At 52.7% G+C, this 16,218-nt stretch carries 12 protein-coding genes; 9 read left to right on the top strand and 3 right to left on the bottom strand.

Going from position 1 to position 16,218, the window contains the following annotated elements; translation table 11 throughout:
* The first annotated feature begins 73 nt into the window (after nt 1–73).
* The 3 genes from adhP (at nt 74) to A9180_RS07265 (ending at nt 1,831) form a co-directional block, all read left to right on the top strand.
* Nucleotides 74–1,084 carry an alcohol dehydrogenase AdhP gene (gene adhP, locus A9180_RS07275; protein WP_064527500.1) on the top strand — a complete coding sequence of 337 codons (1,011 nt, stop codon included), beginning with the start codon at nt 74–76 and terminating at the stop codon, nt 1,082–1,084.
* Between the two features lie 184 nt (nt 1,085–1,268).
* Nucleotides 1,269–1,547 carry a type II toxin-antitoxin system RelE/ParE family toxin gene (locus A9180_RS07270; protein WP_064527498.1) on the top strand — a complete coding sequence of 93 codons (279 nt, stop codon included), beginning with the start codon at nt 1,269–1,271 and terminating at the stop codon, nt 1,545–1,547.
* Entirely contained in the window at nt 1,547–1,831 is a 285-nt protein-coding gene (locus A9180_RS07265; RefSeq protein ID WP_064527496.1) for a HigA family addiction module antitoxin, read from the top strand. The genes A9180_RS07270 and A9180_RS07265 overlap by 1 nt, the downstream gene beginning before the upstream one ends.
* A 227-nt stretch (nt 1,832–2,058) precedes the next feature.
* On the opposite strand, the gene fdnI is transcribed toward A9180_RS07265, so the two are convergent.
* The 3 genes from fdnI to fdnG are packed head-to-tail and all read right to left on the bottom strand — an operon-like array spanning nt 2,059 to nt 6,649.
* Complete coding sequence (gene fdnI / locus A9180_RS07260; RefSeq protein WP_000045638.1) at nt 2,059–2,712, bottom strand: formate dehydrogenase-N subunit gamma; 654 nt, start codon at nt 2,710–2,712, stop codon at nt 2,059–2,061.
* Nucleotides 2,705–3,589, bottom strand: a complete 885-nt coding sequence (fdnH, locus tag A9180_RS07255; RefSeq protein WP_001240581.1) for a formate dehydrogenase N subunit beta — start codon at nt 3,587–3,589, stop codon at nt 2,705–2,707. Before fdnH ends, fdnI begins: the two co-directional genes overlap by 8 nt.
* Nucleotides 3,590–3,601: 12 nt before the next feature.
* Complete coding sequence (gene fdnG, locus A9180_RS07250) at nt 3,602–6,649, bottom strand: formate dehydrogenase-N subunit alpha (protein WP_149025970.1); 3,048 nt, start codon at nt 6,647–6,649, stop codon at nt 3,602–3,604.
* Between the two features lie 231 nt (nt 6,650–6,880).
* On the opposite strand from fdnG, the gene yddG reads away from it, so the two are divergent.
* The 6 genes from yddG to narI all read left to right on the top strand — a co-directional run bounded on the left by yddG (nt 6,881) and on the right by narI (nt 16,189).
* Nucleotides 6,881–7,762: an aromatic amino acid efflux DMT transporter YddG gene (gene yddG, locus A9180_RS07240; protein WP_064527492.1), complete on the top strand. Its 882-nt coding sequence runs from the start codon at nt 6,881–6,883 to the stop codon at nt 7,760–7,762.
* Nucleotides 7,763–8,040: 278 nt separating this feature from the next.
* Complete coding sequence (gene narU / locus A9180_RS07235; RefSeq protein WP_064527490.1) at nt 8,041–9,429, top strand: nitrate/nitrite transporter NarU; 1,389 nt, start codon at nt 8,041–8,043, stop codon at nt 9,427–9,429.
* A gap of 106 nt (nt 9,430–9,535) precedes the next feature.
* The gene (gene narZ / locus A9180_RS07230) at nt 9,536–13,276 is read left to right on the top strand and encodes a nitrate reductase Z subunit alpha (RefSeq protein WP_064527488.1); all 3,741 of its coding nucleotides are present in this window, start codon (nt 9,536–9,538) and stop codon (nt 13,274–13,276) included.
* Complete coding sequence (narH, locus tag A9180_RS07225) at nt 13,273–14,817, top strand: nitrate reductase subunit beta (RefSeq protein WP_064527486.1); 1,545 nt, start codon at nt 13,273–13,275, stop codon at nt 14,815–14,817. Before narZ ends, narH begins: the two co-directional genes overlap by 4 nt.
* On the top strand, nt 14,817–15,512 hold the full coding sequence (narW, locus tag A9180_RS07220) for a nitrate reductase molybdenum cofactor assembly chaperone (protein ID WP_064527484.1): 696 nt from the start codon (nt 14,817–14,819) through the stop codon (nt 15,510–15,512). The genes narH and narW overlap by 1 nt, the downstream gene beginning before the upstream one ends.
* The gene (narI, locus tag A9180_RS07215; protein ID WP_000617141.1) at nt 15,509–16,189 is read left to right on the top strand and encodes a respiratory nitrate reductase subunit gamma; all 681 of its coding nucleotides are present in this window, start codon (nt 15,509–15,511) and stop codon (nt 16,187–16,189) included. Before narW ends, narI begins: the two co-directional genes overlap by 4 nt.
* The last annotated feature ends 29 nt before the right edge of the window (nt 16,190–16,218 follow it).

The raw sequence follows: 16,218 nt of genomic DNA, 5'->3' as shown, positions 1-16,218 counted from the left end.
CATACTGGGTAATGGCGAATAAATCTCATTTGCCTCACCTGCTATGCAGAACATCATCCGAAAAGGAGGAACTATGAAGGCTGCGGTTGTTACGAAGGATCATCATGTTGACGTTACGGATAAAACGCTGCGTTCACTGAAACACGGTGAAGCCCTGTTGAAAATGGAATGTTGTGGCGTATGTCATACCGATCTTCATGTTAAGAATGGCGATTTTGGTGATAAGACCGGCGTAATTCTGGGACACGAAGGTATTGGTGTGGTGGCAGAAGTTGGCCCTGGCGTTACCTCATTAAAACCAGGCGATCGCGCAAGCGTAGCATGGTTCTTTGAAGGATGTGGGCATTGCGAATACTGCAACAGCGGTAACGAAACGCTTTGCCGTTCAGTTAAAAATGCCGGATACAGCGTTGATGGCGGGATGGCTGAAGAGTGCATCGTGGTAGCCGATTACGCGGTAAAAGTGCCAGATGGCCTGGACTCGGCAGCGGCCAGCAGCATTACCTGCGCGGGCGTCACCACCTACAAAGCAGTGAAACTGTCAAAAATTCGTCCCGGACAGTGGATTGCTATCTACGGTCTTGGCGGTCTGGGTAACCTCGCCCTGCAATACGCGAAAAATGTCTTTAACGCCAAAGTGATCGCCATTGATGTCAATGATGAGCAGTTAAAACTGGCAACCGAAATGGGCGCTGATTTAGCGATTAACTCACGCACTGAAGACGCCGCCAAAATTGTGCAGGAAAAAACCGGCGGTGCACACGCTGCGGTGGTAACAGCGGTGGCTAAAGCTGCGTTTAACTCGGCGGTCGATGCCGTTCGCGCCGGTGGGCGTGTCGTGGCTGTCGGTCTGCCGCCGGAGTCTATGAGCCTGGACATCCCACGCCTTGTGCTGGACGGTATTGAAGTGGTCGGTTCACTGGTCGGCACGCGTCAGGATTTAACCGAAGCCTTCCAGTTTGCCGCCGAAGGTAAAGTGGTGCCGAAAGTTGCCCTGCGTCCGTTAGCGGACATCAATACCATCTTTACTGAGATGGAAGAAGGCAAAATCCGTGGCCGTATGGTGATTGATTTCCGTCGCTAAGAGGCCTTTGCTGCGACTGCCATGCTCGAGTCGCAGCTTGTTTTGCGAGACGCTTTCCGCAATTTCACTCTTCTTCTTTTCCTCCCCCATCTTTCCCCTCACAATTCGCAAAACGTAGCGAAATTTGTTGCGCTGTACGGAACAATAGTGATAGTGTTCCTTTCGAAGGAACAAGGATGAAGAGATGATAATGAATTTCAGACACAAGGGATTGCGTGACTTGTTTCTTCTCGGCAGAACCTCCGGCGTTATACCGACGCAAGTCAAACGATTACGCCACCGACTCGCTGTAATTGATGCAGCAAGCTGTCTTGCTGATATCGATATGCCCGGTTACCGACTACACCCATTAAGCGGCGATCGCGATGGAATTTGGGCAATCTCTGTCTCGGGCAACTGGCGGATAACGTTTGAGTTCGTCAATGGCGATGCATACATACTGGATTACGAGGACTATCACTGATGAAAATGGCCAATTATCCCCGTCCGGGGGACATTATTCAGGAATCACTGGACGAGCTGAACGTCAGCCTGCGCGAGTTTGCCAGAGCAATGGAAATTGCGCCCTCAACGGCAAGCCGATTGCTAACCGGAAAAGCGGCTTTGACGCCAGAAATGGCGATTAAACTTTCCGTGGTGATCGGCAGTTCACCGCAAATGTGGCTGAATCTGCAAAACGCCTGGAGTCTGGCAGAGGCGGAAAAAACTGTGGATGTGTCGCGACTACGCCGTCTGGTTACGCAATAAAAAATGGCGCCTTTTAAAGCGCCATTTGAAACTGATGACAAACGCAACATTGCCTGATGCGCTACGCTTATCAGGCCTACATGCTCACTGCAATCTATTGGATTTGAACGGTTTGTAGGCCGGATAAGGCGTTCACGCCGCATCCGGCATGAACAAAGCGCACGTTGTCAACAATGTGAAATGGCGCCTCTTACAGCGCCATTTTATCAATTAAGTGTCAAAAGAGATTATATCCCTTCTTCACTCTCTTTTTTTGCTTCCGCCTTCTCGATTTCACGATACCAGCGCGGATGGTGTTTCTTCGCCCAGCGACGGCTCACCTTCCCTTCGATCATCCCTTTAATCGACCCTTTCACCCAGAATGCCATATACATATGGATAAGGATGGCGTGGATCAGGATGATACCCGCAGCTGCGTGAATCAGCAGGCTGTAGCGGACAACCTGCATCGGGAAGTACTGCGCAAAGTACGGACGCCAGATAATTACCCCGGTCACCAGCAGCACGAAAATCATGCTCATGATTGACCAGAACATCATCTTCTGTCCGGCGTTGTACTTACCGACATCCGCCACTTTGTGCTCATTGCCTTTTAATACTTCAACAATGTTCAACAGCCACGGAATATCTTTCTTATCCGGGATGTTGTGATGCACAAAGCGGAAGAACATAAACATCAGCGCAACGAAAATCGCAATGCCGAAGAACGGGTGCAAAATGCGTCCCATCTGCGGCGTACCGAAGGTTTGCGTCAGCCATTGCAGCGTCGGGAAGAAGAACGAAATCCCGGACAGCGCCACCAGGAAGAAGCAAATCACCACGGTCCAGTGACAGGCGCGATCAATAAACTTGGTGCGCACAATCATTTTCGACTTACTCATGATGCTCCTCCTCGTCATCGTCCACTTCCTTATTCGGGCCAATACCGATGTAGTGGAAAATCAACCCGGCAAAGGTAGCAATAAAGCCAGCCGCTGCCAGCGGTTTCAGCGCACCTTTCCACAGATTCACCGAGGTATCGATCTTCGGATCTTTCGGCAGACCGTGATACAGCTCCGGCTGATCGGCGTGATGCAGCACGTACATAACGTGTGTACCACCGACCCCTTCCGGGTTGTAGACGCCAGCATGTTCGTAACCACGCGCTTTCAGTTTCGCCACGCGCTGTTCCGCAAGCTCCAGCATCTCCTTCTTGGTACCAAAGTGGATAGCTCCGGTCGGACAAGTTTTCACACATGCCGGTTCCTGGCCGACGCTGACGCGATCGACGCAGAGTGTGCATTTATATACCCGGTTATCCTCTTTGTTGAGGCGCGGAATATTAAACGGACACCCGGCAATACAGTAACCACAGCCGATGCAGTTTTCCGACTGGAAATCGACAATACCGTTAGCGTACTGAATGATCGCACCGGCAGACGGGCAAGCCTTCAGGCAGCCCGGATCTTCACAGTGCATACAGCCGTCTTTACGGATCAGCCACTCCAGCTTGCCATTCTGTTCGGTTTCGCTAAAGCGCATCACCGTCCAGGACTTGGCGCTCAGATCGGCGGGGTTATCGTATACCCCGACGCAGTGCCCCACTTCATCACGGATGTCGTTCCACTCCGAACAGGCCACCTGACAGGCTTTACAGCCGATACAGGTGGAAACGTCGATAAGTTTCGCGACTTCTGCTTTGTAATCACGCACCTGAGAAGGCGGCGTGATGGAGTTAGTTGCGGACCTTTTGATAATGTCCTGCGTTTCCATAGCCATCTGTTCGCCCCCTTACGCCTTCTCGATGTTTACTAAGAACGCTTTATATTCCGGCGTTTGCGAGTTTGCATCACCGACATTCGGCGTCAGAGTGTTAGCGATATAACCTTTACGCGCGACACCCTCAAAGCCCCAGTGGATAGGAATACCCACCGTTTCGACCTGCTGACCGTTAACGTTCAGCGGCTTCAGACGGCGCGTTACCACAGCCACCGCGCGGATAAAGCCACGCTTACTGGAGACAGTGACACGATCGCCATTGGCAATGCCTTTCGCTGCCGCCAGCGTTTCGCTGATTTCCACAAACTGTTCCGGCTGGGCGATTGCGTTGAGCAATGCGTGCTTGGTCCAGGTGTGGAAGTGCTCGGTCAGACGATAAGTTGTACCGACGTACGGGAACTGCTCTTTTTTACCCATCCGCAGCGCGTCTTGTTCATACAGACGAACGACCGGGTTAGAAACCACGTTCGGATGCAGCGGGTTAGTCCCCAGCGGCGTTTCAATCGGCTCGTAGTGTTCCGGGAACGGACCTTCCGCCATTTTGTTGATGGCAAACAGACGTCCCATCCCTTCCGGCTGCATGATAAACGGCCCGGTTGGCGTACCCGGCGCGGCATTGCCGAAGTCAGGAATATCGTTACCCGTCCACTTGCTGCCGTTCCACTGGATCAGCATCCGTTTCGGGTCCCACGGTTTACCGTTGATATCCGCCGAAGCACGGTTGTACAGTACGCGACGGTTGAGCGGCCACGCCCAGGCCCATCCCAGCGTGTTCCCCAGACCGGACGGGTCGGAGTTGTCGCGGTTGGCCATCTGGTTGCCCTGCTCTGTCCAGCTACCGGTATAGATCCAGCAAGAAGAAGCGGTCGTACCGTCATCACGCAGATGCGCAAAGCTACTCAGCAACTGACCTTTCTTCGCAATCAGCACACCATTAGCGTCATAGAGATCTTCCAGCGCATAGCCGTTGTTCTCTTTTGCCACTTCGTCAGATTGCGGCTCGTGCGGCTGCTTGTAGTTCCAGCTCATCTTCATCAGCGGTTCTACACCTTTACCACCTTCAGCTTTGTACAGCTCGCGCAGGTGATGGTAGATACCCGCCAGAATTTCGCCGTCGTTACGCGCTTCGCCAGGCGCGTCCTGACCTTTCCAGTGCCACTGCAACCAGCGACCGGAGTTGGCGATAGAACCATCTTCTTCAGCAAAGCAGGTCGAAGGCAGACGGAATACTTCAGTCTGAATAGACGCCGGATCGACATCGTTCGACTCGCCGTGGTTCTGCCAGAAGGTGGATGTTTCGGTCACCAGCGGATCGATAACCACCATGTACTTCAGCTTGCTCAGGCAGCTAACCACTTTGTTTTTGTCCGGGAAGGATGCTACCGGGTTAAAGCCCTGGCAGAAATAACCGCTGACCTTGCCTTCGTCCATCATGTTGAAATACTTGATGACGTCGTAAGTCTGGTCCCACTTCGGCAGCCAGTCGTAGCCCCAGTTATTCTCTTTCTGCGCGGCATCGCCGTAGAAAGATTTCATCAGGCTAACGAAGAACTTCGGATAGTTGCTCCAGTAGTTCATCTGATCAGCCAGCGTCGCTTTCGGCGTGTTCGCTTCCAGATAAGACTGCAGATCAACCTGTTTTTCTGACGGCAGCGTCAGATACCCCGGCAGACTGGTAGAGAGCAGACCTAAGTCGGTCAGACCCTGAATGTTGGAGTGACCACGCAGTGCGTTCACGCCACCACCAGCCATACCCATGTTGCCGAGCAGCAACTGGATCATCGCCATGGTACGGATGTTCTGCGCACCGACGGTGTGCTGCGTCCAGCCCAGCGCGTACAGGAAGGTGGTTGTGCGATCCGGCGCGCTGGTGGAGGCCAGCACTTCACACACTTTCAGGAAGTCGGCTTTTGGCGTACCGCAGATGTTTTCAACGACGTCCGGCGTGTAGCGGGAAACGTGCTCTTTCAGCAGGTTCCACACGCAGCGCGGATGAGTCAGTGTGTCATCGCGTTTCGCATAGCCGTTTTCATCGAACTGATAGTTCCAGGACGACTTATCGTACTGGCGTTTTTCAGCGTCATAACCGCTGAACAGGCCGTCTTCGAAAGCAAAATCATCACGCACCAGCAGGCTGGCGTTGGTGTAATGCTTAACGTATTCGGCGTTGATTTTGTTGTTTTCGATCAGGTAGCGCAAAACGCCAGACAGGAACGTAATGTCCGTACCGGAACGAATAGGTGCGTAAATATCCGCCACAGAAGCGGTACGCGTAAAACGGGGATCGACAACGATCAAAGTTGCATCGTTGTTGTTTTTCGCTTCCATCGCCCAACGGAAACCGACGGGATGCGCTTCAGCAGCGTTACCGCCCATTACCATTACGACGTTAGCGTTTTTGATATCCACCCAGTGGTTGGTCATCGCACCGCGACCAAATGTTGGAGCAAGACTTGCTACCGTTGGTCCGTGTCAAACGCGCGCCTGGTTGTCTACCGCCAGCATCCCGAGGGAGCGGGCAAATTTTTGAGTCAGCATCCCGGTTTCGTTGCTGGCGCCGGAGGCACACAGCATACCGGTAGAGAGCCAACGGTTTACCGTTACGCCCTGCTCGTTCTTTTCAATAAAGTTAGCGTCACGGTCAGCTTTCATCAGCTTCGCAATACGGGAGAATGCTTCTTCCCAGCTAATGCGCTGCCATTTGTCAGAACCTGGCGCACGATATTCCGGGTAACGCAGACGGTTTTCGCTGTTGACGTAATCCAGCAAACCGGCCCCTTTCGGGCATAGCGCACCACGGCTTACCGGATGGTCCGGGTCACCTTCAATGTGATAAATCGCTTCTCTGGCGTTTTTTGCGCCATCACCCAGGCTATACATCAATAGCCCGCAACCTACGGAACAGTATGTGCAGGTGTTACGGATCTCTTTCGCGCGTAATAATTTATAGTTTCGCGCCTGAGCCAGTGCTTGCTTCGGGGCAAAGCCCAATGCTGCTACTGTTGTTCCAGCCATACCGCCCGCGCAGATTTTAAAAAATTGTCTGCGACTGACGTCCATTGCTTTCCTCTTTTTTCAGGGGTATTACTGCGCGAGGAAACTAACAGTAAAATTCTGAATCTTTTTGCGCGAAATCAAAAAGAACACCTGTTTGCCACAAAATAATCCGCCTGCGCAAATTGACCTACCTCAATGGCGGTAGAAAAACGCACCACTGCCTGACAAGTCGGTTAAAAAAATGCTATAAATTTCAGCTTAATTTTTAACGGCAAGAGAGACTAAACAGCGAGCATGACACGACAAAAAGCAACGCTCACAGGGCTAATCGCGATCGTCCTGTGGAGCACCATGGTGGGGTTGATTCGTGGCGTCAGTGAGGGGCTCGGTCCGGTCGGCGGCGCAGCAGCTATTTATTCATTAAGCGGGCTGCTGTTAATATTCACTGTTGGATTCCCGCATATTCGGCAGATACCCAAACGTTATTTACTTGCGGGGAGTTTCTTATTCGTCAGCTATGAAATCTGTCTGGCACTTTCCTTAGGGTATGCGGCGACCCGTCATCAGGCTATTGAAGTGGGCATGGTGAACTATTTATGGCCCAGTCTGACAATTCTCTTTGCCATTCTGTTTAATGGTCAGAAGACCAACTGGCTGATTGTTCCGGGATTATTACTAGCCCTTGGCGGCGTCTGCTGGGTATTAGGGGGAGAAAATGGCCTCAAGCCGGATGAAATTATCAACAATATCACTACCAGCCCGTTAAGTTATTGCCTGGCGTTTATTGGTGCTTTCATCTGGGCTGCTTATTGCACGGTAACCAATAAATATGCCCGTGGATTTAACGGTATTACCGTTTTCGTCCTGCTGACAGGAGCAAGTTTGTGGGTTTACTATTTTTTAACGCCGCAACCAGAGATGGTATTTAGCACGCCCGTCATTATAAAACTTATCTCAGCGGCATTTACCTTAGGATTTGCTTACGCTGCGTGGAACGTCGGCATTCTACATGGCAATGTCACCATTATGGCGGTAGGTTCGTATTTTACGCCTGTGCTTTCGTCGGCGCTTGCTGCGGTACTGCTTAGTGCTCCGCTATCGTTCTCTTTCTGGCAAGGTGCATTGATGGTCTGCGGCGGTTCCCTGCTCTGCTGGCTGGCAACACGTCAAAGATAAGCAAAGGCTACGAGAATAAAGCCACGATTCATACGGCAACAAACGCGTCTGCCGTATGTTAATTTAAAAATTGGTAAGGAATATGATGCGTAATCGTTACATTTAGTAACACATATCCATTCAGATAATCAGCTTTCTCCCCCCGCAGTTTCGCTTTGTTATCTATTCTTTCAATCAGCACGTCACTCTATCTACTCTTAATTCTAATAACGGACCATTGCGTCCAATGTCCTGCCTTGTCTTTTTTTCATTAACAATGTGTGCATGTGAGGAAGAGTATGGCACTACAAAATGAGAAAAATAATCGTTACCTTTTGCGCGACTGGAAGCCAGAAAATCCGGCATTCTGGGAAAATAAAGGAAAACACATTGCCCGAAGAAACCTTTGGATATCAGTAAGCTGTTTACTCCTTGCCTTCTGTGTCTGGATGTTATTTAGCGCAGTTGCCGTTAATCTCAATAAAATCGGCTTTAATTTCACTACCGATCAGCTTTTTTTATTAACCGCATTACCTTCCGTTTCCGGCGCATTATTGCGTGTTCCCTACTCCTTTATGGTGCCTATATTCGGTGGACGTCGCTGGACGGTTTTTAGTACCGCGATTCTGATTATTCCTTGCGTCTGGCTCGGTATTGCTGTGCAAGATCCGAATACCCCTTACGGGATATTTATTGTTATTGCTTTGCTGTGTGGTTTTGCTGGCGCGAACTTTGCTTCGAGTATGGGAAATATCAGTTTCTTCTTCCCGAAAGCCAAACAAGGCAGTGCATTAGGGATTAATGGCGGGCTGGGGAATTTAGGCGTCAGCGTGATGCAGCTGGTTGCGCCGCTGGTGATTTTTGTTCCGGTATTTGCTTTTCTTGGCGTCAATGGCGTACCGCAGGCCGATGGTTCTGTGATGTCGCTGGCGAATGCCGCATGGATTTGGGTGCCGCTACTAGCGATTGCCACTATCGCCGCCTGGTCAGGGATGAATGATATTGCCAGTTCACGTGCGTCAATTGCAGACCAGTTGCCCGTTTTGCAACGGTTGCATCTGTGGCTGCTGAGTCTGCTCTATCTCGCTACCTTTGGCTCGTTTATCGGTTTTTCCGCCGGGTTTGCCATGCTGGCAAAAACGCAGTTCCCGGATGTGAACATACTGCAACTGGCTTTTTTTGGCCCGTTTATCGGCGCCATTGCGCGGTCCGTCGGCGGTGCGATCTCCGATAAATTTGGCGGCGTGCGTGTAACGCTTATCAACTTCATTTTTATGGCGGTTTTCAGTGCCCTGTTGTTCCTCACTCTGCCTGGCACAGGCTCCGGCAATTTCATCGCATTTTACGCTGTGTTTATGGGGTTATTCCTTACCGCGGGTTTGGGAAGTGGTTCTACTTTCCAGATGATCGCTGTCATCTTTCGCCAGATAACGATTTATCGCGTCAAGATGAAAGGCGGCAGCGATGAACAAGCCCAGCGAGAAGCCGTCACCGAAACGGCGGCGGCGCTGGGCTTTATTTCGGCCATCGGCGCGGTGGGCGGCTTCTTTATTCCACAAGCATTTGGCATGTCGCTGAATATGACCGGCTCGCCAGTGGGCGCGATGAAAGTGTTTTTAATCTTTTACATCATCTGTGTGCTGCTGACCTGGCTGGTTTATGGGCGGCGGAAGTTCAGCCAAAAATAAGAGATCGATGCCTGGTAAGACGCTCGCTCGTCTTATCAGGCCTACAACCGTGTCGCATCCGACAAGGCATCAGATCCCAAATCATTCCTGGAGCAGGAGTCATGTCATGAGTAAACTTTTGGACCGCTTTCGCTACTTCAAACAAAAGGGCGAAACTTTTGCCGACGGTCACGGACAGGTGATGCATAGCAACCGCGACTGGGAAGATAGCTATCGCCAGCGTTGGCAATTCGACAAAATCGTGCGCTCGACTCACGGCGTTAACTGTACTGGCTCCTGTAGCTGGAAAATCTATGTTAAAAACGGCCTGGTGACCTGGGAAATCCAGCAGACCGACTATCCTCGTACCCGCCCTGACCTGCCCAATCATGAACCACGCGGATGCCCACGCGGCGCAAGTTACTCCTGGTATCTCTACAGCGCTAACCGCCTTAAATACCCACTAATTCGTAAACGGCTGATTGAATTGTGGCGCGAAGCCCTCAAACAACACAGCGATCCGGTACTGGCGTGGGAGTCGATCATGAATGACCCGCAGAAGTGCCTGAGCTACAAGCAGGTACGTGGGCGCGGCGGGTTTATTCGCTCCAACTGGCAGGAACTGAATCAACTGATTGCTGCCGCTAACGTCTGGACCATCAAAACCTATGGCCCGGATCGCGTTGCCGGATTCTCGCCGATCCCGGCGATGTCGATGGTTTCTTACGCCGCCGGAACGCGTTATCTGTCGCTGCTAGGCGGCACCTGCTTAAGTTTCTACGACTGGTATTGCGACCTGCCGCCCGCCTCGCCGATGACCTGGGGCGAGCAAACCGACGTACCAGAATCTGCCGACTGGTATAACTCCAGCTACATCATCGCCTGGGGTTCAAACGTGCCGCAGACGCGCACGCCAGACGCCCACTTCTTTACCGAAGTACGCTACAAAGGCACCAAAACTATCGCCATTACCCCTGACTACTCTGAAGTGGCGAAATTGTGCGACCAGTGGCTGGCACCAAAACAAGGCACCGACAGCGCCCTGGCGATGGCGATGGGCCATGTGATTTTAAGAGAGTTTCATCTCGATAACCCCAGCGACTACTTCATCAATTACTGCCGCCGCTACAGCGACATGCCGATGCTGGTAATGCTGGAACCTCGCGACGATGGTAGCTACGTTCCCGGACGGATGATCCGCGCGTCTGACCTGGTGGATGGATTGGGCGAAAGCAACAATCCGCAGTGGAAAACCGTGGCAGTTAATACCGCAGGTGAACTGGTGGTGCCGAACGGTTCGATTGGTTTTCGCTGGGGCGAAAAAGGGAAATGGAATCTGGAATCCATCGCCGCAGGTACAGAGACTGAGTTGTCGTTAACCTTGCTCGGTCAACACGACTCCGTTGCAGGCGTGGCCTTCCCCTACTTTGGCGGCATTGAAAATCCGCACTTTCGTAGCGTGAAACACGATCCGGTACTGGTGCGCCAGCTTCCGGTGAAAAACCTGACGCTCGCCGATGGCAGTGTCTGTCCGGTCGTCAGCGTTTATGATTTGGTACTGGCGAATTACGGCCTCGATCGCGGGCTGAAAGATGAAAACAGCGCAAAAGATTACGCTGAAATCAAACCTTACACCCCGGCCTGGGGCGAGCAAATTACCGGCGTGCCGCGCCAGTACATTGAAACTATCGCCCGTGAATTTGCTGATACTGCCCATAAAACCCACGGGCGTTCGATGATTATCCTCGGTGCTGGTGTTAACCACTGGTATCACATGGATATGAACTACCGGGGAATGATCAATATGCTGGTCTTCTGCGGTTGTGTCGGGCAAAGCGGCGGCGGCTGGGCGCACTATGTCGGTCAGGAAAAACTGCGTCCGCAAACCGGTTGGTTGCCGCTGGCCTTTGCGCTTGACTGGAACCGTCCGCCGCGCCAGATGAACAGCACCTCGTTTTTTTACAATCACTCAAGCCAGTGGCGCTATGAAAAAGTTTCTGCTCAGGAACTGCTCTCACCGCTCGCCGATGCCAGTAAATACAGCGGTCATCTGATTGATTTCAACGTTCGCGCCGAACGCATGGGCTGGCTACCTTCTGCACCACAGTTGGGGCGTAATCCGCTCGGGATTAAAGCCGAAGCCGACAAGGTGGGATTATCACCTGCAGAATTTACCGCTCAGGCATTGAAATCGGGCGATTTGCGTATGGCCTGCGAGCAGCCGGATAACGGCAGCAATCATCCGCGTAACCTGTTTGTCTGGCGTTCTAACCTGCTAGGCTCCTCCGGCAAAGGCCACGAATATATGCAGAAGTATCTGCTGGGTACAGAAAGCGGGATTCAGGGGGAAGAACTCGGTGTCAGCGACGGGATCAAACCGGAGGATGTCGAATGGCAAACTGCGGCGATTGAAGGCAAGCTCGACCTGCTGGTGACGCTGGACTTCCGTATGTCCAGCACCTGTCTGTTCTCCGATATCGTCCTGCCCACCGCCACCTGGTACGAAAAAGACGATATGAATACCTCGGATATGCATCCGTTTATCCATCCACTTTCTGCGGCGGTCGATCCGGCCTGGGAATCACGCAGCGACTGGGAAATCTACAAAGGTATCGCCAAAGTCTTTTCGCAAGTGTGCGTGGGCCATCTCGGCAAAGAAACTGACGTGGTACTGCAACCGCTGCTGCATGACTCCCCGGCAGAGCTCTCACAACCGTGTGAAGTGCTCGACTGGCGCAAAGGCGAATGTGATCTGATCCCTGGCAAAACTGCCCCCAATATTGTGGCGGTCGAACGTGACTATCCTGCTACCTATGAACGCTTTACCTCGCTCGGGCCATTGATGGACAAACTCGGCAACGGCGGTAAAGGGATTTCGTGGAATACCCAGGATGAAATCGATTTCCTCGGTAAACTCAATTACACCAAACGCGATGGCCCGGCACAGGGGCGTCCGCTGATTGACACCGCCATTGATGCATCAGAAGTGATTCTGGCGCTGGCACCGGAAACCAACGGTCATGTGGCGGTCAAAGCGTGGCAAGCACTGGGCGAGATCACCGGACGCGAACATACCCATCTGGCGCGGCACAAAGAGGACGAGAAGATTCGCTTTCGCGATATTCAGGCGCAGCCGCGTAAAATTATCTCCAGCCCAACATGGTCCGGTCTGGAAAGCGATCACGTCTCTTACAACGCCGGATACACCAACGTTCATGAGTTAATTCCGTGGCGCACGCTGTCGGGCCGCCAGCAGCTCTATCAGGATCATCCGTGGATGCGTGCCTTTGGTGAAAGTCTGGTGGCTTATCGCCCGCCTATCGACACCCGCAGCGTCAGTGAAATGCGCCAGATACCGCCAAACGGCTTTCCGGAAAAAGCACTTAACTTCCTGACGCCGCACCAGAAATGGGGCATTCACTCTACCTACAGTGAAAACCTGCTAATGCTGACGCTCTCGCGCGGTGGACCGATTGTCTGGATCAGCGAAACCGATGCCCGCGAACTGACCATTGTCGATAACGACTGGGTGGAAGTGTTTAACGCCAACGGCGCGCTGACGGCTCGCGCGGTGGTCAGCCAACGCGTGCCGCCGGGCATGACCATGATGTATCACGCCCAGGAACGCATTATGAATATCCCCGGCTCGGAGGTGACCGGCATGCGCGGTGGCATTCATAACTCCGTTACCCGCGTTTGCCCGAAACCGACACATATGATTGGCGGTTACGCGCAACTGGCCTGGGGCTTTAACTACTACGGCACCGTCGGCTCAAACCGTGACGAATTCATCATGATCCGCAAGATGAAGAACGTTAACTGGCTGGATGATGAAGGTCGCGATCAGGTACAGGAGGCGAAAAAATGAAAATACGTTCGCAAGTTGGCATGGTGCTTAACCTCGATAAATGTATCGGCTGCCACACCTGTTCTGTGACCTGTAAAAACGTCTGGACCGGGCGCGAAGGCATGGAGTACGCATGGTTTAACAACGTCGAAACCAAACCGGGTATTGGTTACCCGAAAAACTGGGAAGATCAGGAAGAGTGGCAAGGCGGCTGGGTCCGCGACGTCAATGGCAAGATCCGCCCGCGTCTGGGCAGCAAAATGGGCGTAATTACCAAAATTTTCGCCAACCCGGTAGTGCCACAGATTGACGATTACTACGAACCTTTCACCTTCGATTATGAACATTTGCATAGCGCGCCGGAAGGTAAACATATTCCCACCGCCCGCCCGCGTTCGCTAATTGACGGCAAACGGATGGAGAAAGTGATCTGGGGGCCTAACTGGGAAGAACTGCTGGGCGGCGAGTTTGAAAAACGCGCCCGCGACCGCAACTTCGACGCCATGCAAAAGGAGATGTACGGGCAGTTTGAAAACACCTTCATGATGTACCTGCCGCGCCTGTGCGAACACTGCCTTAACCCAAGCTGCGTGGCGACCTGCCCCAGCGGCGCTATCTACAAACGCGAAGAAGACGGCATTGTGCTGATCGATCAGGATAAATGCCGTGGCTGGCGCTTGTGCATTAGCGGTTGTCCGTACAAAAAAATCTACTTCAACTGGAAAAGCGGTAAGTCAGAAAAATGTATCTTCTGTTATCCGCGAATTGAGTCCGGTCAGCCGACGGTCTGCTCTGAAACCTGCGTGGGTCGCATTCGTTATCTTGGCGTACTGCTCTACGACGCCGACCGTATCGAGGAAGCGGCGAGCACCGAGCGCGAAGTTGATCTCTATGAACGCCAGTGCGAAGTGTTCCTCGATCCGCACGATCCCTCGGTGATCGAAGAAGCGCTGAAACAAGGTATCCCGCAAAACGTGATTGAGGCAGCCCAGCGTTCGCCGGTTTACAAAATGGCCATGGACTGGAAACTGGCGCTACCGCTGCACCCGGAATATCGCACCCTACCAATGGTCTGGTATGTACCGCCACTGTCGCCAATTCAGTCATACGCCGATGCAGGCGGTCTACCAAAAAGCGAAGGCGTGCTTCCCGCTATCGAAAGCCTGCGTATTCCGGTGCAATATCTCGCCAATATGTTGAGTGCAGGCGATACCGGCCCTGTACTGCGGGCGCTAAAACGGATGATGGCCATGCGCCACTATATGCGTTCGCAAACCGTAGAAGGCGTAACGGATACCCGCGCAATTGACGAAGTGGGTTTGAGCGTCGCCCAGGTGGAAGATATGTATCGCTATCTCGCTATCGCCAACTATGAAGATCGGTTTGTCATTCCGACCAGTCATCGGGAAATGGCGGGCGATGCGTTTGGAGAGCGTAACGGCTGCGGCTTTACTTTTGGCGACGGTTGCCACGGCTCTGATACTAAATTCAACCTGTTCAACAGTAGCCGGATCGATGCTATCGACATTACCGAAGTACGCAATAAAGCGGAGGGGGAATAATGCAAATCCTCAAAGTGATCGGCCTGTTGATGGAGTACCCGGACGAGCTGTTGTGGGAATGCAAGGACGACGCGCTGGCGCTGATTCGCCGCGACGCGCCGATGCTCACCGATTTTGCACTCGATCTGCTCAACGCGCCGCTGCTGGATAAACAGGCCGAATGGTGTGAAGTGTTTGACCGTGGACGTACCACGTCGCTGCTGCTGTTTGAACATGTTCATGCCGAGTCACGCGATCGCGGTCAGGCAATGGTGGACCTGCTGGCGGAGTATGAAAAAGTCGGCCTGCAGCTAAATTGTCGCGAGCTACCTGATTATCTGCCTTTGTATCTGGAGTATTTAAGTGTGCTGCCCGACAACCAGGCGAAAGAAGGTTTGCTCAACGTTGCGCCAATCCTCGCTCTGCTTGGCGGGCGCTTAAAACAACGCGAGGCACCGTGGTATCCGTTGTTTGACGCCCTGCTGCATCTGGCGGGAAGTACACTTTCAAGTGACAGTGTCACAAAACAGATACGTAGCGAGGAGCGCGACGACACCCGCCAGGCGCTGGATGCAGTGTGGGAAGAGGAACAGGTGAAGTTTATTGAAGATAACGCCACGGCGTGTGACAGCTCGCCACTTAATCAATATCAGCGACGCTTTAGCCAGGATGTCGCGCCGCAGTACGTCGACATCAGTGCGGGAGGTGGGAAATGATTCAGTATCTGAACGTTTTTTTTTACGATATCTACCCGTACTTGTGTGGCACGGTATTTATTCTCGGAAGCTGGCTGCGCTACGACTATGGGCAGTACACCTGGCGCGCCTCCTCCAGCCAGATGCTGGATAAACGCGGGATGGTGCTGTGGTCGAATCTGTTCCATATCGGCATTCTGGGGATCTTCTTCGGACATCTGTTCGGCATGTTAACGCCGCACTGGATGTACGCGTGGTTTCTGCCGGTGGCGGTAAAACAGCAAATGGCAATGATCCTCGGCGGTATTTGCGGTGTGTTGACGCTGATTGGCGGCGCGGGATTGCTGGTACGCCGTTTAACGAATCCGCGTATCAGGGCGACATCTTCTGGTGCGGATATCCTGATCCTCGCCATTTTGTTAATTCAGTGCATTCTGGGATTAACCACCATTCCCTTTTCAGCACAACATCCGGACGGCAGTGAAATGATGAAGCTGGTGGGCTGGGCGCAAAGCATCGTCACTTTCCAGGGCGGCGCATCGACGCACCTTGATGGTGTGGCTTATATCTTCCGCGTTCATCTGGTGTTGGGAATGACCATCTTTCTGCTCTTCCCGTTCACCCGACTCGTGCATGTATGGAGCGCACCATTTGAGTACTTTACCCGTCGGTACCAGATTGTGCGCTCACGGCGTTAATCATCACCCTGGCCGGATAGCCCTTCGCT

This window comes from Escherichia sp. B1147, from assembly GCF_001660175.1.
Taxonomy (GTDB): Bacteria; Pseudomonadota; Gammaproteobacteria; order Enterobacterales; family Enterobacteriaceae; genus Escherichia; species Escherichia whittamii.
This window is presented reverse-complemented; position numbering and strand designations above follow the sequence as displayed.